Here is a 16,364-nt window from a genome sequence, read left to right on the forward strand (position 1 = left end):
ACAACTTTTTAACAACATAAACGATGTTACAGCCCAAGAGAACGAAACACAGGAAGATGCAAAAAGGCCGCATCAAAGGGAACGCGAAACGCGGTGCGCTGCTTTCTTTCGGTTCATTCGGCCTTAAAGCATTGGAACCTAAGTGGATCACTGATCGTCAGATCGAAGCTGCCCGTGTAGCCTTGACCAGGCACATGAAACGTGAAGGTAACGTGTGGATCCGCATTTTCCCCGACAAGCCGATCACGGCGAAACCGCTGGAAGTGAGGATGGGTAAAGGTAAAGGTGCTCCCGACCATTGGGCAGCAGTAGTAAAGCCCGGTCGTATCCTTTTCGAAGCTGACGGTGTGCCCTTGCAGGTAGCCAAAGAAGCGATGGAACTGGCCGCACAGAAGCTTCCGATCAAGGTGAAATTCGTGATCCGCCGCGACTACGTAGCGTAAACGATATTGAACCGAGCGTAAACAAACCTGATAACCAGAAACAAAATAAATAACGATGCCTAAAGCAAAACTGGATCTTAAAGGCCTGAGCGATCAGGATTTGAAAGACAAACTGTCTGAAGAAGCCCTGCGCCTGAAAAAGATCACGTTCAGCCACGCGGTAACGCCGATCGAAAATCCCATGCAGATCCGCTTCATGAGAAGAGAGCTGGCCCGCATTCAGACTGAACTGCGCAGAAGACAACTGGGATTCTAAACTATTAGCATTCACCATTTCCGCCGGAAGGCGGTAGGAAGTATAAAACTTTCAACAAATGACGACCGAAAGAAAATTAAGAAAAACCAGGATTGGGGTAGTATCCAGCAACAAAATGGATAAAACCATTACCGTTAACGTAGAACGTAAGGTAAAGCACCCGATCTATGGTAAGTTCGTAAAGAAAACCACCAAGTTCATGGCGCACGACGATAAAAACGAGTGCAGCATTGGTGACACTGTTCGCATCATGGAAACCCGCCCGATGTCCAAAAACAAATGCTGGCGCATGGTGGAAGTGATCGAGAAAGTAAAATAATTATTTATTTGTTTCAAGCTGCCGGCAACCGTAAGGCCCTGCAGCCGCTGCTAAAACAATTACAAACGCATTACGATGATACAACAAGAATCAAGGCTGAACGTAGCAGATAACAGTGGCGCGAAAGAAGTGCTCTGCATCCGTGTACTCGGCAACTCCGGCCAGGACTACGCAGGTGTGGGCGACAAGATTGTGGTGACTGTAAAGGACGCGATCCCCGGTGGCGGTATGAAGAAAGGTACCGTAACCAAAGCTGTTATTGTTAGAACGAAGAAGAAGCTCCGTCGCCGCGACGGTTCTTACATCCGCTTCGATGACAACGCCGTAGTATTGCTGAACAACTCTGACGAGCCCCGCGGTACCCGTATTTTCGGTCCGGTTGCCCGTGAGCTTCGCGATAAAGGATACATGAAGATCATCTCCCTGGCGCCTGAGGTGCTGTAAGGAGTCGACATAGGATTTCGGATACAGGATTCAAGTAATTAGGCATAAGGCGGTTATATATTGTGACAGTCTTTATGTGAATAACTGAATTCAGTATCCGAAATCTTTGCATATCTTTGCGACCCGTTTCATAAAACGACATATATTTTAATCAAGCGAGACCCAAGTTTTGCTTGGCGTATAAACAAACAAACAGATGAAAACTAGATTTAAGCCTAAGTTCAACATTAAGAAAGGCGACCTGGTTGTGGTTATCTCCGGTGAGGACAAGGACCGTACCAAAGCGCGCAAGGTGTTGGAAGTCATCGTTGACGCAACCAACCCGAAAGTGCTGGTAGAGGGCGTGAACATCATCACCAAGCACACGAAACCGACTGCCCAGAATACCAAAGGTGGTATCGTTAAGCAGGAGGCTCCCATCTCCCTTTCCAACGTAATGTTGTGGGACGCTAAGGCTGGTAAAGCTACCCGCGTTAGCCGTCAGCGGGAAAATGGTAAAGTAGTTCGTATCGCTAAAAAATCAGGGGAGGTAATCAAATAATGGCAACAACATCATATAAACCCAGACTGCAGACCAAATACCGCAACGAGGTGGTGTCCGCCCTGCAAAAGAAGTTTAACTATAAGAGCGTGATGCAGGTTCCCCGCCTGACCAAGATCTGCCTGAACCAGGGGATCAACGGTGCTGTTGGCGACAAGAAACTGGTAGACATCGCAGTAGACGAAATGACCCGCATCGCAGGTCAGAAGGCCATCGCTACCCTGTCCAAAAAGGACATCTCTAACTTTAAGCTGCGTAAGCACATGCCCATCGGTGCGCGTGTGACCCTGCGTGGTGTAACCATGTACGAATTCCTCGACCGCCTGATCGCCGTTTCCCTGCCCCGCGTACGCGACTTCAAGGGTATCAACGAGAAAGCGTTCGACGGCCGCGGTAACTATACCCTGGGTGTGACCGAGCAGATCATCTTCCCGGAGATCGACATCGACAAGGTGACCAAAATCACCGGTATGGATATCACTTTCGTAACCACAGCCCAAACCAATGAAGAAGCTTACGAGCTCCTGAAGGAGCTGGGTATGCCGTTCAAGAACATCAAAAAAGATCAACAATAATATCACATGGCAAAAGAATCCGTAAAAGCCAGACAAAGAAAGAGAGAAGCCATGGTGGCTAAGTTCGCTGAGAAACGCGCACAGCTGAAAGCTGAAGGCGACTACGCAGCGCTCGACAAACTGCCCAAAAACGCTTCTCCCGTTCGCCTGCACAACCGTTGCCAGCTGACCGGTCGCCCCAAAGGCTACATGCGTCAATTCGGCATTTGCCGTAACATGTTCCGCGACATGGCACTGGCAGGTAAAATCCCTGGCGTAAGAAAAGCTTCCTGGTAATTATCACCGGGCCAGCTCCCGAAGTAGTTTTTTGATTCCTATCTATATCGATTGGATATCGCATTGTACACATTTTCAACTTTAACTAACAATGGTTACTGATCCAATAGCAGATTTTCTGACACGCATCCGCAATGCCCAGATGGCAAACCACAGGATCGTGGAAATTCCGGCTTCCAAACTGAAGAAACGCATTACCGAGATCCTGTACGACAAAGGTTATATCCTGAAGTACAAGTTCGAGGAAGACAACAAGCAGGGCCTCATCAAGATCGCCCTGAAATACGATCCCCAGACCAAAGTTCCTGCTATCCAGGACCTGCAGCGGATTTCCCGTCCCGGTCTGCGCCAGTATTCCAAACCTGAAGACTTCAAACGTATCAAGAACGGTCTCGGCGTGGCGATCATCTCCACTTCCAAAGGTGTAATGACCGACAAGGAAGCAAAAGCACAAAACGTAGGTGGCGAAGTAGTTTGCTACGTATATTAATCATATTCTGATCCCGTCCTTTACCAGGGCGGGATCAACGGCATTTTCGTTTATTAAGCCTTCTATACGGGCTGAACCCGGGATGCCGCCTCACAACAACATAAACTGACGAATCATGTCACGTATAGGCAGAAGTCCGATTAAACTGGTTAGCGGTGTAACAGTAACTGTTAGCGCTACCAACGAGGTGACTGTAAAAGGTCCCAAAGGCGAACTGAAAAAAGCGATCGACCGCGATATTAAAGTGGAAGTGAAAGACGGAGAGATCCTGATCACCCGCCCGACTGACCAGATCCGCCACCGTGCGCTGCACGGTCTGTACCGCGCGCTTATCGCCAACATGGTGACCGGCGTAACCGAAGGTTTCAAGAAACAACTGGAACTGGTAGGTGTGGGTTACAAGGCTGCGCACAACGGTCAGCTGATCGACCTGGCGCTGGGCTACTCCCACAATATCATCTTCGAGATTCCGAAGGAACTGAAGGTGAACACCGTAACTGAAAAAGGTAAGAACCCGCTGATCCAGCTGGAAGGTATCGACAACCAGCTCCTGGGCCAGGTTGCCGCCAAGATCCGCAGCCTCCGCAAACCCGAGCCGTACAAAGGTAAAGGTGTACGTTACAGCGACGAAGTTGTACGTAAGAAAGCTGGTAAATCCGCCGGTAAATAATCCCCGGCTCCTTCGCATCGCGGCGTAAGCCACTGAAGGGTGGGAGCAGGAACATTTCAAAACTTTGAAGTAAACATTGGAACTGTGTTCCGGTGTTTGCTTTACAAATAAAGTCCCGGCAGCATCGGGAGATCAAATACTTAAAGTAATGATTACAAAAGCAAACAGAAGACAGAATATCCGCTTCCGTATCCGTAAGAAGATCAGCGGAACTGCACAGAAGCCCAGACTGTCCGTATTTCGCAGCAACTCGGAGATTTATCTCCAGCTGATCGACGATACCACCGGTACAACCCTGGCATCTGCATCTTCCCGCGATAAAGCGCTGGCAGGTGTGACTGGCAACAAGACCGAGAAAGCCAAGCAAGTGGGCGCAGCCCTGGCGGCTAAGGCGACTGCACTGGGTGTTACCAGCTGCGTGTTCGACCGTTCCGGTTATCTCTACCATGGCCGCGTAAAGGCAACTGCCGATGGCGCGCGCGAAGGCGGTCTGCAATTCTAATCAAACTGATATCGTAATTCTTATTAAATAAAAATGGCAAAGAATTCATTCAATAAAGTAAAAGCCGGCGATCTGGAACTGAAAGAGAAGGTTGTAGCTATCAACAGGGTTACAAAGACTACCAAAGGTGGTCGTACTTTCAGCTTTTCCGCGCTGGTGGTTGTGGGTAACGAAAATGGCGTGGTAGGTCACGGTCTTGGTAAAGCCAAGGAAGTGCAGGAAGCGATCACTAAAGGTATCGACGATGCAAAGAAGAACCTGATCAAAGTTCCCATTCACCACGGTACGATCCCCCACGATCAGCTGGCTAAGGAAGGCGCTGCCAAAGTGCTGGTTAAGCCTGCTGCCCATGGTACGGGTGTAATCGCCGGAGGTTCCATGCGCGCCGTTCTGGAAAGCGCGGGTATCACCGACGTGCTGGCGAAGTCCCTCGGCTCCGCTAACCCCCACAACGTGGTGAAAGCCACCTTCAAGGCGCTCGGCATGCTGCGCGAACCCATCCAGGTTGCCAGAACCCGCAACGTGTCCATGAAGAAAGTTTTCAACGGATAATAATCCCGGGCGGATATAACCCCGGTTCCGGAGGGTTTGCCTTGCGGATGCCGGAATTCTTCAAAGGAAATATATCAAAGTAAAATGGCAAAGATTAAGATCACCCAGGTAAAAAGCGGTATCGATCGTCCTGAACGTCAGAAACTGACCCTGAAGGCACTCGGACTGAAAAAAATGAACAATACCGTTGAGGTTGAAGCCACCCCCCAGATCCTGGGCATGGTTCGCGCCGTGCACCACCTGGTGAAAGTGGAAGAAGTGAATGCATAATGTAAAATTTTCATTTTTACATTTGGCTTTCTGTTTTTTTGAATTATCATTGTAAAAGCGAGCGGTTGATTTCCGCGCAAGTAAAACAATTACACAAATGAGCTTACATCAACTCCGTCCTGCAAAAGGCGCAGTACATAAAGAAAAACGCCTCGGTCGCGGCGAAGCTTCCGGTAAAGGTGGCACTTCTACGAAAGGTAACAAAGGTGCGCAATCCAATACCGGTTATTCCAGCAAACGCGGTCACGAAGGTGGCCAGATGCCTATCCAGCGCCGTTTGCCGAAACGCGGTTTCCACCCGATCAGCCGCGTTGAGTATAAAGTATTCAACCTCGGCCAGCTGGACACGATCATCGAGAAATACGGTATTCAGGAATTCAGCCTCGAGAACCTCTACATGAACGGCCTCATCAGCAAAACCGACCAGGTGAAAGTCCTGGGCCATGGTGAGCTGAAGAGCAAAGTAACGCTGAAAGTGAACGCAATCAGCGAGAAAGCCAAAGCAGCCATCGAAGCAGCTGGTGGTTCTGTGGAACTGGTTTAAGAAATTACGATAGAGAAGGCGCCTACGGAGTAGTGCGTCTTTTCGAATTTTTGCACGCGTTATTAAACTCTTATCTTCCTGTGAAGAAATTTATCGAAACCATAAAGAACATCTGGAGTATCGAGGACCTGCGCAAGCGCATCCTCACAACGCTGCTCCTGGTACTGGTATACCGTGTTGGTTCCTATATCACCCTTCCCGGTCTCGATCCCAACGAGCTGGCCAAATTCTCCGAGACTTCCCAGCAAGGTATCCTTGGGCTGTTTAACATGTTTGCCGGTGGTTCATTCTCCCGCGCATCCATCTTCGCCCTCGGCATCATGCCCTATATCTCTGCGTCTATCGCCATTCAGCTCCTTACGATCGCCGTTCCCTATTTCCAGAAACTCCAGAAAGAAGGAGACAGCGGCCGGAAGAAGATCAACCAATACACCCGCCTGCTCACCGTAATCGTGACGGCTTTCCAGGCCAGCGCATACGTTGCATACCTGAGGACGCAATCCGGTGGAGCGCTTGTTCCCGGATACGGCGACGTCATGTTCTGGCTTTCCACCACCGTGGTGCTGACCGCCGGAACGCTGTTCGTTATGTGGCTGGGTGAAAAAATCACGGATAAGGGCATCGGTAACGGTACTTCCATCATCATCATGGTGGGCATCCTTGCCCGCCTCCCGGAATCCCTCCTGCAGGAATTCTCCCTGAAAATCACAGGTGCGGGCGGCGGCCTGCTCGTATTCCTCGTGGAAATTGCCATGTTCATCGTGATCACCATCGGGCTCATCCTGCTGGTACAGGGCACGCGCAAAATCCCCGTGAATTACGCCAAACGAATCGTCGGTAACAAACAATACGGCGGCGTTCGCCAGTTCATTCCCCTCAAGGTGAATGCTGCAGGCGTTATGCCCATCATCTTCGCCCAGGCCATCATGTTTATCCCGGCCACGGCGATCGGTTTTGCTACCCAGAGCGAGAGCGCTTCCGGCTTCATCCGCATCTTCAGCGATCACACCAACCCCTGGTACAATGTGATCTATGCCGTGCTGGTGATCGTATTTACGTTCTTCTACACCGCGCTCATCTTCAACCCCACGCAAATGGCGGACGAAATGAAACGCAATAACGGGTTCATCCCCGGTGTGAAACCCGGTAAATCCACCGCTGATTACATCGGCGCCGTGATGGACCGGATCACCCTCCCCGGTTCGATGTTCCTGGCACTGGTGGGCGTATTGCCCGGCATCGCTGCCGCACTCGGCATCAACAGCCAGTTCGCTACCTTCTTCGGCGGTACTTCCCTGCTGATCATGGTGGGCGTAATCCTGGATACCCTGCAGCAGATCGAAAGCCAGCTGCTCATGCGTCATTACGACGGCCTCATGAGCTCCGGCCGCATCAAAGGCAGAACATCTCCCGCCAACGCGTAACCGCAAGGCAAAACATATTAGCAGCCATCCTGAACCAATGGGCAGGATGGCTGTTTAGTTTACGGCACGGCTGTCTCGTCATTTTTTGTTAATTTTGCATGTTATGGTTCATTATAAAACAAGTGAAGAAATAGAGCTGATGCGCGAAAGCGCCCAGCTGGTGAGCGCTACCCTCGCGGAAGTGGCCCGTCAGCTGAAGCCCGGCATGAGCACGCTGGACATCGATGCTATCGCGGAACAATTCATCCGCGACCACGGCGCGGTGCCTTCCTTCAAAAATTATAAGGGTTTTCCCAATACCTGCTGCATTTCCGTGAACGAAGCGGTAGTGCATGGCATTCCCAACAGCTATATCATCCGCGAGGGCGATCTCGTGTCGGTAGACGTAGGTGTGTATAAAAACGAATTCCATGGTGACAGCGCCTATACGTTCGCGATCGGCGAAGTGCCGTCACATGTGCGGAAGCTGATGGCCGCTACCAAGACTGCCCTGAACAAGGGGATCGAGAAAGCGGTGGTGGGCAACCGCGTGGGTGACATCGCTTATGCCATCCAGGACTATCTGGAGAAAGAACGCGGTTATGGCGTTGTCAGGGAGCTTGTTGGGCATGGTTTGGGCCGCAACCTGCATGAGGACCCACAGGTGCCGAATTACGGCCGCAGGGGCAGCGGAGCGGTGCTGAAAGAAGGCCTTGTGATCGCGATCGAGCCGATGGTCAACCTGGGCACCCGGGATGTGGAATACCTGGAGGACGGGTGGACGGTGGTGACGCGTGACCGGAAGGTGTCTGTTCACTACGAACACACGGTTTCTGTGCAGAAGGGGAAGGCGGATGTGCTGTCTACATTTGTGGAAATTGAAGCGGCAGAGCAGCAAAATCCTGTTTTGGCGGGAGCGGTAGCGCAATAAGACAAAAGGTTAAGATAATTATTCCCAATACATATACATCTGTTTCGCAAGCAGTTATCGACTTATGCACAACAGGGGAGGGGACTTTATCCACAAACCGGATATTAATAAATATAATTTGCCCTAAATTTTTCTGATTCAGAACTTTTTATGGTATCTTTGCATTCCTAAAAATTTTTATGGCGAAACAGGCACTGATTAAACAGGATGGTATTATTCTCGAAGCCTTATCAAATGCAATGTTCCGGGTAAAGCTGGAAAACGGGCATGAGATTTTGGCGACCATTTCTGGAAAAATGCGGATGCACTATATTCGCATCCTGCCGGGCGATAAGGTTGGGGTTGAAATGAGCCCTTATGATTTGAGCAGGGGTCGTATAATTTTCAGGTATAAATAAGTAAAATACACTAGTAGATTTATAACTATTGACTCATGAAAGTAAGAGCTTCCATCAAGAAAAGAAGTGCAGACTGCAAGATCGTTCGCCGCAAGGGTAAATTGCTGGTGATCAACAAAAAGAATCCCCGTTTTAAGCAACGTCAGGGATAATCGCATCTGTTACTCATTATAAAGAATAATAAACTAAACAATTAATATGGCACGTATAGCCGGTATTGATCTTCCTAAAAACAAAAGGGGTGAAATTGGACTGACCTACATCTTCGGAATCGGTCACTCCACCGCAGTATATATCCTGAACAAGGCGGAAATTGATCTGAACAAGAAAGTAAAGGATTGGAATGACGATGAGCAGGGTGCGATTCGTAACATTATCAATGCGGAGCTGAAAGTTGAGGGTCAACTGCGTTCTGAAGTTCAGATGAACATCAAGCGTCTGCTGGATATCGCCTGCTACCGCGGGCTGCGTCACCGTAAAGGTCTGCCGGTTAGAGGCCAGCGCACCCGTACTAACAGCCGTACCCGTAAAGGTAAGCGTAAGACGGTTGCTGGTAAAAAGAAGGCGACGAAGAAATAGTGATAGAATCCCTGGTCTGCTGGTCCTCCGTCCAAATCCGGGAGGCGGCGGCATAAAGGGTTTTTATAGACAAACGGATTTGGAGTTTCATAGTTGGAATTATAACGAATTATGGCAAAAGCAACGAATACTAAAGCTGCCGCTAAAAAGAGGGTAGTAAAAGTGGATAACTTCGGCGATGTACACATCTCTGCAAGTTTCAACAACATCATCGTGAGCATCACCAACAAGGCGGGTCAGGTTATCTCCTGGTCTTCTGCTGGTAAGATGGGCTTCAAGGGTTCTAAAAAGAACACTCCGTACGCTGCCCAGCTGGCTGCTTCCGATGCCGCCAAAACTGCTATCGACGCCGGCCTGAAAAGAGCTGACGTCTTTGTGAAAGGTCCCGGCGCCGGCCGTGAAAGCGCTATCCGCGCCATCGCGAATTCCGGTATCGAGGTAACCCTCATCAAAGACGTTACGCCGCTGCCGCACAACGGTTGCCGTCCTCCGAAAAAGAGAAGGGTATAGTCATCAGATATTCCGATACGAATTATCCGGTACAATTGAACTTTTGTACCGGTTAATTCGTATTCGTAATTCATATTTTATTATATTTATTTATTCACCAGTGGGTGCACGATCGGATTTTAAGATTTTTAAATGAGCGTGCACCGTAACTAAAAATCTGCACAACAGAACATGGCAAGGTACACAGGACCAAAGACCAAGATCTCCAGGATTTTTGGAGAGCCCATTTTAGGAAATGGCAAGTATTTAGGCAAGAACAGCAACCCTCCCGGTCAGCACGGCGCACAGCGCAAGCGTAAACAACTGGGTGAGTACGCTCAACAGCTGAGAGAGAAGCAAAAAGCGAAGTACACTTACGGCGTACTGGAAAAACAGTTCCGTAACCTCTTCGAAGAGGCGAACCGTCGTAAAGGCGTTACTGGTGAAGTATTGATCAAACTGCTGGAAGCACGTCTGGACAACACCGTATTCCGCATGGGCATCGCGCCTTCCCGTCCGGCTGCCCGCCAGCTCGTTTCCCACAAACACGTTACCGTTAACGGCGTAGTGGTAAACGTTCCTTCCTACCAGCTGAAGCCCGGCGACGTTGTAGGCCTGGAAGCTAAATCCGCAGGTAACACCGCTGTTACCAGCCAGGTTCGCGGCAAAAACCCCAAGTTCAACTGGGTAGACTTCAACGAGAAAGAACTGAGAGGTACTTTCATCGCTTATCCTGAAAGGGAATCCGTTCCTGAGAACATCAAGGAACAACTGATCGTGGAATTGTACAGCAAGTAATAACGATATAGCCATCCCGGACTTCCGGGGTGGCTATAGGCGTATAACATACCTTAAAAACATAAATCAAGCATATCAATGGCAATTCTTAATTTCCAAAAGCCTGACAAGATCGTTTTGCAGAAGTCAACAGACTTTGAAGCTCAATTCGAATTCCGTCCGTTAGAACCGGGTTATGGTGTGACAATTGGTAACGCGCTCCGCCGTGTGCTGTTGTCGTCTTTGGAGGGCTATGCCATTGTGGGTATCAAGATCGAAGGCGCTGATCACGAGTTTGCCACTTTGAAAGGTATCACGGAAGACGTTACTGAAATCATCCTCAACCTGAAACAGGTTCGTTTCAAGAAAATCGTTGAGAATGAAGTTAGCAGCGAGAAAATCCAGATTTCCATCAAAGGCAAAACCGAGTTCCGGGCAGACATGATCGAGAAAGCGACCAACTCTTTCCAGATCATGAACCCCGAACTGCTGATCTGCACCCTGGATCCTTCCGCCAAGCTGGATATCGAACTGACCATCGGCAAAGGCCGCGGTTATGTTCCGGCTGAGGAAAACAGACCCAAAGATGCGGTGTTTGGTTATATCGCGATCGATTCCGTATTCACGCCGATCAAAAACGTGAAATACAGCATCGAGAATACCCGTGTGGAACAAAAGACCGACTACGAGAAACTGATCATGGAAGTGGTGACAGACGGTACTATCCACCCGGAAGAAGCGGTAAAACAAGCTTCCCGCATTCTGATTCAGCATCTGATGATCATCACCGATGAAAACATCAGCTTCGATACGAAAGACGCTGAGAAAGAAGACGTGGTAGACGAACAAACCCTGCAGCTGCGCAAGATCCTGAAAACTCCCCTGGAAGATCTGGATCTCAGCGTACGCGCATTCAACTGCCTGAAAGCGGCGAAAATCAACTCCCTGAGCGAACTGGTACAGTACGAGCAGGAAGAACTGATGAAATTCCGCAACTTCGGTCAGAAATCCCTCAGCGAGATCGAACAGGTGCTGGGCGAAAGAGGCCTGCACTTCGGTATGGACCTGTCCAAATTGAAGCTCGACGAAGAATAGTATTCACTGCCTAAATCACGCCGCCGCTATGGATGGCGTGATTTGCATTTTATAACAAGTACCTTGCAATTCCTGACACGGTGCGAGGGAATCCAAACAACAAAAAGTCATGCGTCACGGAAAGAAATTGAACAAACTGAGCCGCACAGCCGCTCACCGCAAAAGCCTCATGAGCAACCTGGCTTGCGAACTCATTGCTCACAAACGTATCACCACCACCCTGGCCAAAGCCAAAGCGCTCCGCGTTTACGTTGAGCCCCTGCTGACCCGTGGTAAAACCGACGACACCCACAACCGTCGTATTGTGTTCTCCTACCTGCAGGACAAAGAAGCTATCCAGGAACTGTTCGGTACCGTTAGCGAGAAAATCGCCAGCCGTCCCGGTGGTTACACCCGTATTATCAAGCTCGGCAAACGTATCGGTGACAACGCCGAAACTGCGCTGATCGAACTGGTTGACTTCAACGAAATCTACGGCAAAACTGCCGCTGCAGATAAAGCCCCCGCCAAGAAAACCCGTCGTGCCGGCGGTAAGAAAAAAGCGGAAGGCGAAGCGGAAGCACCCGCTGCTGAAGCTCCTGCTGCCGAGTAGTTTTTCGATAAAGCTATACCCAAGGGATAAGGTCTGCACCTTATCCCTTTTTTATTCCCCCAGACCCTTGATTATATATAGAAAAAACGTAATTTAGAGGCGCCGGCACCTAACGCCCCTTTCCTATGCATTACATGAAATGCCAACATTGCAGTGAATACAGCGCACTAAAATCCGAATATCTCACCTTCTGCGACGCCTGCGGCAAAAAGTTTCGAGTTATTTATAAAGACTGGCTCGCCCAACATCCCGACGGTTCGCCCGACGCATTCGGGCAGGAATTCGGTATTTCCGAGGCGGACTACGCCGCACTGGAGCGCCGTAAAGCGCGGAAAACCGGGTTCACAGGGCGAAAGAAGCTTACCCTGGCGGCCGCAATTGCCGTATTTATCATCTGTACGGGACTTAGTTTCCTATACGGCCCCTACCTGATGGCCGTTTTCCACGAGCCCCGGGTATCGGCCAGCCTCCTGGAGGAAGCCCAATGGCGTACGTTCCGGGGGCATCTCATCCGGATGCAAAGCCCCCTGTCCCTCAAGCCCGAATCCGCGGAGGAGCGACTCAACATACGGATGAAGGCCTTCCAGGCAGGTGGGAGGACCGAGGGGATCGTCATCCGCATGGAGGAATCCGTTTACCTCTCCCAATCCAGTATCCTGCTCGAAACCGCCGCGCAGCATACCGCCCGCAGGATGGAAACCCGCGCCGGCGTGTCGCGCTTCAGCTACACTTCCCGGGAATTACAGATCGACGGGCAACCCGCCCTGATCCAGCAAGGTTCTTACGTATTGCGGGAAACCGCTCCGATCGCTTTCCATAGCCTGATATTCGTCCGCGGTGGCAGCCAGGTACAGCTGTTGGTGACCCACGCGGCCGACGATGTTGCCGGAAAACAGGCGGCTGACAAAATCATGACCTCCGTTCATTTGAATTGATCTGAAAAACCTGCGCGAAATTCAAAATCATGCCCTAACTTTGCAAAGTTTTAATCGTCCCTAACGGGGCATAAAAAGAAAGGGTAAGAAGAAATGCCGCAGACTATCAGATCTACACAGCCTGCCATGCTGTTGCTCGAAGATGGCACCGTTTTCCACGGAAAAGCGTTCGGTAAAGTGGGTACCGCATCCGGGGAGCTTTGTTTCAATACCGGGATGACCGGCTACCAGGAGGTGTTCACCGACCCTTCCTACAAAGGACAGGTGCTGATCATGAACAACTGCTACGTAGGGAACTACGGCACCAAGAAGGAAGACGTGGAATCCAGCGCTGTGAAAATCAGCGGGCTGATCTGCAAAAACATCGCTTCCAACTATTCCCGCAAAATGGCGGACCAGTCGCTCGCCCAGTTCCTGGAAGAGAATAACCTGGTAGCCATCCATGAGGTAGACACCCGCGCGCTGGTGGCCCACATCCGCAACAAGGGCGCCATGAACTGCATTATCTCCTCCGAGATCCTCGACGAGCAGGAACTGGCCAAACGTTTGAAGGAAGTACCTTCCATGGAAGGTCTCGCCCTTTGCGAGGCGGTTTCCACAAAGGAGCCTTATTTCGTAGGCGACCCCAACGCCGAAATCCGCATCGCGGTGCTCGACAACGGGGTGAAGCGCAACATGCTGAAATGCCTCTCCGAAAAAGGTGCTTACCTGAAAGTGCATCCTACCAAAACCACTTTTGAAGAGTGTGAGGAGTTCAAACCGCATGCTTATTTCATTTCCAATGGTCCTGGCGACCCCGCACCGCTGACGTACGCCGTGGAAACCATTAAAAAAGTATTGGCCGCCGAGCGCCCGCTCTTCGGCATCTGTCTCGGGCACCAGCTGCTGGCTATGGCTAACGGTATCCCGACGTATAAAATGCACCACGGTCACCGCGGCCTGAACCACCCGGTAAAGAACCTGCTGACCGGCAAGAGCGAGATTACGACGCAGAACCACGGTTTCGCGATCGACGCGAAGGCGGTAGCGGCTTCCGAGAACGTGGAAGTAACGCACATCAATCTGAACGACAATTCTGTGGAAGGCATCCGTATCAAGAACAAACCGGCGTTTTCGGTGCAGTATCATCCGGAAAGCACGCCTGGTCCGCACGATTCACGCTACCTGTTCGACGATTTCTTTACGATGATCCGCAACCACACCAAATAATTTGGTGTATGTAGAAAGATAGGAAGAGGCCTCCGCATGGGGGCCTTTTTTTATGGGTATAAGTGGCGGGAAAGCAGGGCAGGCCGGAAAACAGACGGTCCTGAGGAGTCAGGACCGTTGCATTTTAAAATTCCACGTTATGAAAACTAGCGAAAGGTACCATGCGGTTAGGCACGATACCTACCTTGTCTTTTCATTACATGACAATAATAGGAAAAATTCGGGTAGTGTATGTTTTAAAAAGGCGGTAAGTTTTCTTGAAATAGAGGATTTCAAAATGCAATCGGTTGGATCTGGTGGAAACTATAGGGAAAAAAATACGGCTCTGTGATCAGAGCCGTTTGCCTTTATAAATTCCACGTTATGAAAAACTGATACAAAAATATGTTGTTTAGCTAAAACGTTTTAGTTCTTCGCCGATTTTTTACATAATGTTGATAATGCAAAGGTCGGGCCATTTTCCCATTTGTCAAAATTATACAAGTTAATTTTTTGCAAAGCAGGTTTAGAAATTTGTCTAACATGTATATTGAATTTTGTTATTTAATTCTCTTCTACCTTTGCGTCCCGATTACACAGTAAAAATAGGCATAAAAATTAAATTTCAAAACTAAAAAACCATAAATTTTAAACCATGTGCTCTTGAAAAGCTATATAGAATTAATTATAATATGAAATAAGGCTTCTGGCAGGCATTCCAGGCGGTGATTTCTGAAAACATGATTTTTGTCAGTTTTTCAGATTTGATGTTTTTTTAACTCAAACTGGCAGTATATGCTGACAGTTTAGCTGCGGCCCGGGTAAACCTCCAGCGCCTTCGTCAGGGCAGTCATCGCCTTATCGATGGAGGACAGGTTCAAAACATACGCCAGGCGTACTTCCTGCTTGCCTAAACCAGCCGTGGCATAGAAGCCTGTACCTGGAGACAGCATGACAGTCTGCTGCTCATAGCTGAAATCTTCCAGCAACCACTGGCAGAACCGGTCGGCATCGTCAATCGGCAGTTTCGCCATGGCGTAGAAAGCACCGCCCGGATTGGGGCAAAATACCCCCGGGATTTCATTCAGGCGCTTTACCAACAGGTCGCGGCGGCTTTTGTACTCCGCCTTGATGCCGTCAAAATAATCCAGGGGCAGATCCACAGCGGCTTCTGCTGCGATTTGCGCGAAACTCGGAGGGCTCAGGCGCGCCTGCGCGAATTTCATCACCGAGTCGAGCAGTGTTTTGTTGCGGGTCACCAGGGCGCCGATTCGGCCGCCGCAGGCGCTGTAACGCTTGGAAATGGTGTCGAACACCACGACGTTGTCTTCCAGTCCTTCGAGCTGCAACGCCGAAAGGGTATTGCCGTCGTACGCGAATTCGCGGTATGCTTCGTCGGAAAACAGGTAGAGGTTATATTTTTTGCAGATATCCCGCAACACGTTCAGTTCCTCCGGGCTATAAAGGTAACCAGTGGGGTTATTGGGGTTGCAAATGAGGATGGCTTTGGTTTTGGGCGTGATTTTCTTTTCGAAATCAGCAATGGGGGGCAAAGCGAAGCCGGACTCGATGCCGGAGGTGACGGGCACTACTTTCACTTCCGCTTCTACGGCGAAGCCATTGTAGTTGGCGTAGAACGGTTCGGGGATGATCACTTCATCGCCCGGATCGAGGCAGGCCATGAAACCGAAAATAATGGCTTCGGAGCCGCCGGTGGTAACGATGATCTGGTTGTGGTCGAGCTGGATGCCGAACCGGTCGTAATACGTGGTGAGTTTGCGGCGGTAGGATTCGTTGCCGGCGCTGTGGCTGTATTCGAGGATTTTGAAGTCGGAATGGCGCACGGCGTCGAGCACGGGCTGCGGCGTTTCGATATCGGGCTGGCCGATGTTAAGATGGTAAACCGTAACTCCTTTCTTTTTGGCTGCTTCTGCGAAGGGAACCAGTTTGCGGATAGGAGAGGGCGGCATGATCTGGCCGCGCTGACTGATGTTCGGCATTTGGTGTTGGTTTTTTGCGAGGCAAAGGTAAGGCAACTCGCCATGTTATAAATGATATAAAACAAAAATGCCTCCCGTTTGGATCGGGAGGCATC

The 16,364-nt window shown here is 50.1% G+C and carries 25 protein-coding genes; 24 read left to right on the plus strand and 1 reads right to left on the minus strand.

The window, feature by feature from the left end:
• Positions 1-23: 23 nt before the first annotated feature.
• The 24 genes from rplP to carA all read left to right on the plus strand — a co-directional run bounded on the left by rplP (position 24) and on the right by carA (position 14,290).
• Positions 24-443: a 50S ribosomal protein L16 gene (gene rplP, locus WJU16_RS18430; protein ID WP_126246775.1), complete on the plus strand. Its 420-nt coding sequence runs from the start codon at positions 24-26 to the stop codon at positions 441-443.
• 55 nt (positions 444-498) lie between these two features.
• A complete protein-coding gene (gene rpmC / locus WJU16_RS18435) occupies positions 499-699 on the plus strand; it encodes a 50S ribosomal protein L29 (protein ID WP_126246776.1) in 201 nt (66 codons plus the stop codon).
• 58 nt (positions 700-757) lie between these two features.
• Positions 758-1,018: a 30S ribosomal protein S17 gene (rpsQ, locus tag WJU16_RS18440; RefSeq protein WP_109698267.1), complete on the plus strand. Its 261-nt coding sequence runs from the start codon at positions 758-760 to the stop codon at positions 1,016-1,018.
• Between the two features lie 75 nt (positions 1,019-1,093).
• Positions 1,094-1,462 (plus strand): 50S ribosomal protein L14, encoded by a 369-nt coding sequence (gene rplN, locus WJU16_RS18445; protein ID WP_109698268.1) that lies wholly within the window; start codon positions 1,094-1,096, stop codon positions 1,460-1,462.
• Positions 1,463-1,658: 196 nt separating this feature from the next.
• On the plus strand, positions 1,659-2,003 hold the full coding sequence (gene rplX / locus WJU16_RS18450; RefSeq protein WP_109698269.1) for a 50S ribosomal protein L24: 345 nt from the start codon (positions 1,659-1,661) through the stop codon (positions 2,001-2,003).
• On the plus strand, positions 2,003-2,578 hold the full coding sequence (rplE, locus tag WJU16_RS18455) for a 50S ribosomal protein L5 (protein ID WP_341834915.1): 576 nt from the start codon (positions 2,003-2,005) through the stop codon (positions 2,576-2,578). Before rplX ends, rplE begins: the two co-directional genes overlap by 1 nt.
• 6 nt (positions 2,579-2,584) lie before the next feature.
• The gene (gene rpsN / locus WJU16_RS18460) at positions 2,585-2,854 is read left to right on the plus strand and encodes a 30S ribosomal protein S14 (protein WP_126246779.1); all 270 of its coding nucleotides are present in this window, start codon (positions 2,585-2,587) and stop codon (positions 2,852-2,854) included.
• Positions 2,855-2,945: 91 nt separating this feature from the next.
• A complete protein-coding gene (gene rpsH / locus WJU16_RS18465; RefSeq protein WP_298716429.1) occupies positions 2,946-3,344 on the plus strand; it encodes a 30S ribosomal protein S8 in 399 nt (132 codons plus the stop codon).
• A gap of 115 nt (positions 3,345-3,459) precedes the next feature.
• On the plus strand, positions 3,460-4,014 hold the full coding sequence (gene rplF / locus WJU16_RS18470; protein ID WP_341834916.1) for a 50S ribosomal protein L6: 555 nt from the start codon (positions 3,460-3,462) through the stop codon (positions 4,012-4,014).
• Between the two features lie 148 nt (positions 4,015-4,162).
• Positions 4,163-4,516 carry a 50S ribosomal protein L18 gene (rplR, locus tag WJU16_RS18475; protein WP_341834917.1) on the plus strand — a complete coding sequence of 118 codons (354 nt, stop codon included), beginning with the start codon at positions 4,163-4,165 and terminating at the stop codon, positions 4,514-4,516.
• Between the two features lie 33 nt (positions 4,517-4,549).
• Positions 4,550-5,068 (plus strand): 30S ribosomal protein S5, encoded by a 519-nt coding sequence (rpsE, locus tag WJU16_RS18480; RefSeq protein ID WP_298716422.1) that lies wholly within the window; start codon positions 4,550-4,552, stop codon positions 5,066-5,068.
• Between the two features lie 84 nt (positions 5,069-5,152).
• The gene (gene rpmD / locus WJU16_RS18485; RefSeq protein ID WP_298716420.1) at positions 5,153-5,338 is read left to right on the plus strand and encodes a 50S ribosomal protein L30; all 186 of its coding nucleotides are present in this window, start codon (positions 5,153-5,155) and stop codon (positions 5,336-5,338) included.
• A 97-nt stretch (positions 5,339-5,435) separates the two neighbouring features.
• Entirely contained in the window at positions 5,436-5,882 is a 447-nt protein-coding gene (rplO, locus tag WJU16_RS18490; RefSeq protein ID WP_341834918.1) for a 50S ribosomal protein L15, read from the plus strand.
• A gap of 80 nt (positions 5,883-5,962) precedes the next feature.
• On the plus strand, positions 5,963-7,306 hold the full coding sequence (gene secY / locus WJU16_RS18495; protein WP_298716416.1) for a preprotein translocase subunit SecY: 1,344 nt from the start codon (positions 5,963-5,965) through the stop codon (positions 7,304-7,306).
• Positions 7,307-7,409: 103 nt separating this feature from the next.
• The gene (gene map, locus WJU16_RS18500; RefSeq protein ID WP_341834919.1) at positions 7,410-8,216 is read left to right on the plus strand and encodes a type I methionyl aminopeptidase; all 807 of its coding nucleotides are present in this window, start codon (positions 7,410-7,412) and stop codon (positions 8,214-8,216) included.
• A 179-nt stretch (positions 8,217-8,395) separates the two neighbouring features.
• Positions 8,396-8,614, plus strand: coding sequence for a translation initiation factor IF-1 (gene infA / locus WJU16_RS18505; protein ID WP_012789309.1), 219 nt, complete (start codon positions 8,396-8,398; stop codon positions 8,612-8,614).
• A 35-nt stretch (positions 8,615-8,649) separates the two neighbouring features.
• Positions 8,650-8,766 (plus strand): 50S ribosomal protein L36, encoded by a 117-nt coding sequence (gene rpmJ / locus WJU16_RS18510; protein WP_072360626.1) that lies wholly within the window; start codon positions 8,650-8,652, stop codon positions 8,764-8,766.
• A 46-nt stretch (positions 8,767-8,812) separates the two neighbouring features.
• A complete protein-coding gene (gene rpsM, locus WJU16_RS18515) occupies positions 8,813-9,193 on the plus strand; it encodes a 30S ribosomal protein S13 (protein ID WP_341834920.1) in 381 nt (126 codons plus the stop codon).
• A gap of 111 nt (positions 9,194-9,304) precedes the next feature.
• Positions 9,305-9,703, plus strand: coding sequence for a 30S ribosomal protein S11 (gene rpsK / locus WJU16_RS18520; protein WP_341834921.1), 399 nt, complete (start codon positions 9,305-9,307; stop codon positions 9,701-9,703).
• Positions 9,704-9,874: 171 nt separating this feature from the next.
• Entirely contained in the window at positions 9,875-10,480 is a 606-nt protein-coding gene (gene rpsD / locus WJU16_RS18525; protein WP_298716407.1) for a 30S ribosomal protein S4, read from the plus strand.
• 78 nt (positions 10,481-10,558) lie between these two features.
• A complete protein-coding gene (locus WJU16_RS18530) occupies positions 10,559-11,554 on the plus strand; it encodes a DNA-directed RNA polymerase subunit alpha (protein WP_298716405.1) in 996 nt (331 codons plus the stop codon).
• A 109-nt stretch (positions 11,555-11,663) separates the two neighbouring features.
• Complete coding sequence (rplQ, locus tag WJU16_RS18535; RefSeq protein WP_298716404.1) at positions 11,664-12,146, plus strand: 50S ribosomal protein L17; 483 nt, start codon at positions 11,664-11,666, stop codon at positions 12,144-12,146.
• Between the two features lie 125 nt (positions 12,147-12,271).
• Complete coding sequence (locus WJU16_RS18540) at positions 12,272-13,081, plus strand: hypothetical protein (protein WP_341834922.1); 810 nt, start codon at positions 12,272-12,274, stop codon at positions 13,079-13,081.
• A 126-nt stretch (positions 13,082-13,207) separates the two neighbouring features.
• On the plus strand, positions 13,208-14,290 hold the full coding sequence (gene carA, locus WJU16_RS18545; RefSeq protein WP_341834923.1) for a glutamine-hydrolyzing carbamoyl-phosphate synthase small subunit: 1,083 nt from the start codon (positions 13,208-13,210) through the stop codon (positions 14,288-14,290).
• 785 nt (positions 14,291-15,075) lie between these two features.
• Here carA and WJU16_RS18550 read toward each other — a convergent pair.
• Positions 15,076-16,269 carry a pyridoxal phosphate-dependent aminotransferase gene (locus WJU16_RS18550; RefSeq protein WP_341834924.1) on the minus strand — a complete coding sequence of 398 codons (1,194 nt, stop codon included), beginning with the start codon at positions 16,267-16,269 and terminating at the stop codon, positions 15,076-15,078.
• Between the last annotated feature and the right edge of the window lie 95 nt (positions 16,270-16,364).

It is taken from the genome of Chitinophaga pollutisoli, assembly GCF_038396755.1.
GTDB lineage: Bacteria > Bacteroidota > Bacteroidia > Chitinophagales > Chitinophagaceae > Chitinophaga > Chitinophaga pollutisoli.

Bases quoted from the DNA above. Each gene is read 5' to 3' on its own strand.
- map (WP_341834919.1), top strand. From the start codon at position 7,410: ATGGTTCATTATAAAACAAGTGAAGAAATAGAGCTGATGCGCGAAAGC.
- rplF (WP_341834916.1), top strand. From the start codon at position 3,460: ATGTCACGTATAGGCAGAAGTCCGATTAAACTGGTTAGCGGTGTAACA.
- rplX (WP_109698269.1), top strand. From the start codon at position 1,659: ATGAAAACTAGATTTAAGCCTAAGTTCAACATTAAGAAAGGCGACCTG.
- rpsM (WP_341834920.1), top strand. From the start codon at position 8,813: ATGGCACGTATAGCCGGTATTGATCTTCCTAAAAACAAAAGGGGTGAA.
- rplE (WP_341834915.1), top strand. From the start codon at position 2,003: ATGGCAACAACATCATATAAACCCAGACTGCAGACCAAATACCGCAAC.
- rpmJ (WP_072360626.1), top strand. From the start codon at position 8,650: ATGAAAGTAAGAGCTTCCATCAAGAAAAGAAGTGCAGACTGCAAGATC.
- rpsH (WP_298716429.1), top strand. From the start codon at position 2,946: ATGGTTACTGATCCAATAGCAGATTTTCTGACACGCATCCGCAATGCC.
- rplR (WP_341834917.1), top strand. From the start codon at position 4,163: ATGATTACAAAAGCAAACAGAAGACAGAATATCCGCTTCCGTATCCGT.
- rpsQ (WP_109698267.1), top strand. From the start codon at position 758: ATGACGACCGAAAGAAAATTAAGAAAAACCAGGATTGGGGTAGTATCC.
- rpmD (WP_298716420.1), top strand. From the start codon at position 5,153: ATGGCAAAGATTAAGATCACCCAGGTAAAAAGCGGTATCGATCGTCCT.
- carA (WP_341834923.1), top strand. From the start codon at position 13,208: ATGCTGTTGCTCGAAGATGGCACCGTTTTCCACGGAAAAGCGTTCGGT.
- infA (WP_012789309.1), top strand. From the start codon at position 8,396: ATGGCGAAACAGGCACTGATTAAACAGGATGGTATTATTCTCGAAGCC.
- rplO (WP_341834918.1), top strand. From the start codon at position 5,436: ATGAGCTTACATCAACTCCGTCCTGCAAAAGGCGCAGTACATAAAGAA.
- rpsN (WP_126246779.1), top strand. From the start codon at position 2,585: ATGGCAAAAGAATCCGTAAAAGCCAGACAAAGAAAGAGAGAAGCCATG.
- WJU16_RS18550 (WP_341834924.1), bottom strand. From the start codon at position 16,269: ATGCCGAACATCAGTCAGCGCGGCCAGATCATGCCGCCCTCTCCTATC.
- rpsK (WP_341834921.1), top strand. From the start codon at position 9,305: ATGGCAAAAGCAACGAATACTAAAGCTGCCGCTAAAAAGAGGGTAGTA.
- rpsD (WP_298716407.1), top strand. From the start codon at position 9,875: ATGGCAAGGTACACAGGACCAAAGACCAAGATCTCCAGGATTTTTGGA.
- rplN (WP_109698268.1), top strand. From the start codon at position 1,094: ATGATACAACAAGAATCAAGGCTGAACGTAGCAGATAACAGTGGCGCG.
- rpmC (WP_126246776.1), top strand. From the start codon at position 499: ATGCCTAAAGCAAAACTGGATCTTAAAGGCCTGAGCGATCAGGATTTG.
- WJU16_RS18530 (WP_298716405.1), top strand. From the start codon at position 10,559: ATGGCAATTCTTAATTTCCAAAAGCCTGACAAGATCGTTTTGCAGAAG.
- rplP (WP_126246775.1), top strand. From the start codon at position 24: ATGTTACAGCCCAAGAGAACGAAACACAGGAAGATGCAAAAAGGCCGC.
- WJU16_RS18540 (WP_341834922.1), top strand. From the start codon at position 12,272: ATGCATTACATGAAATGCCAACATTGCAGTGAATACAGCGCACTAAAA.
- rpsE (WP_298716422.1), top strand. From the start codon at position 4,550: ATGGCAAAGAATTCATTCAATAAAGTAAAAGCCGGCGATCTGGAACTG.
- rplQ (WP_298716404.1), top strand. From the start codon at position 11,664: ATGCGTCACGGAAAGAAATTGAACAAACTGAGCCGCACAGCCGCTCAC.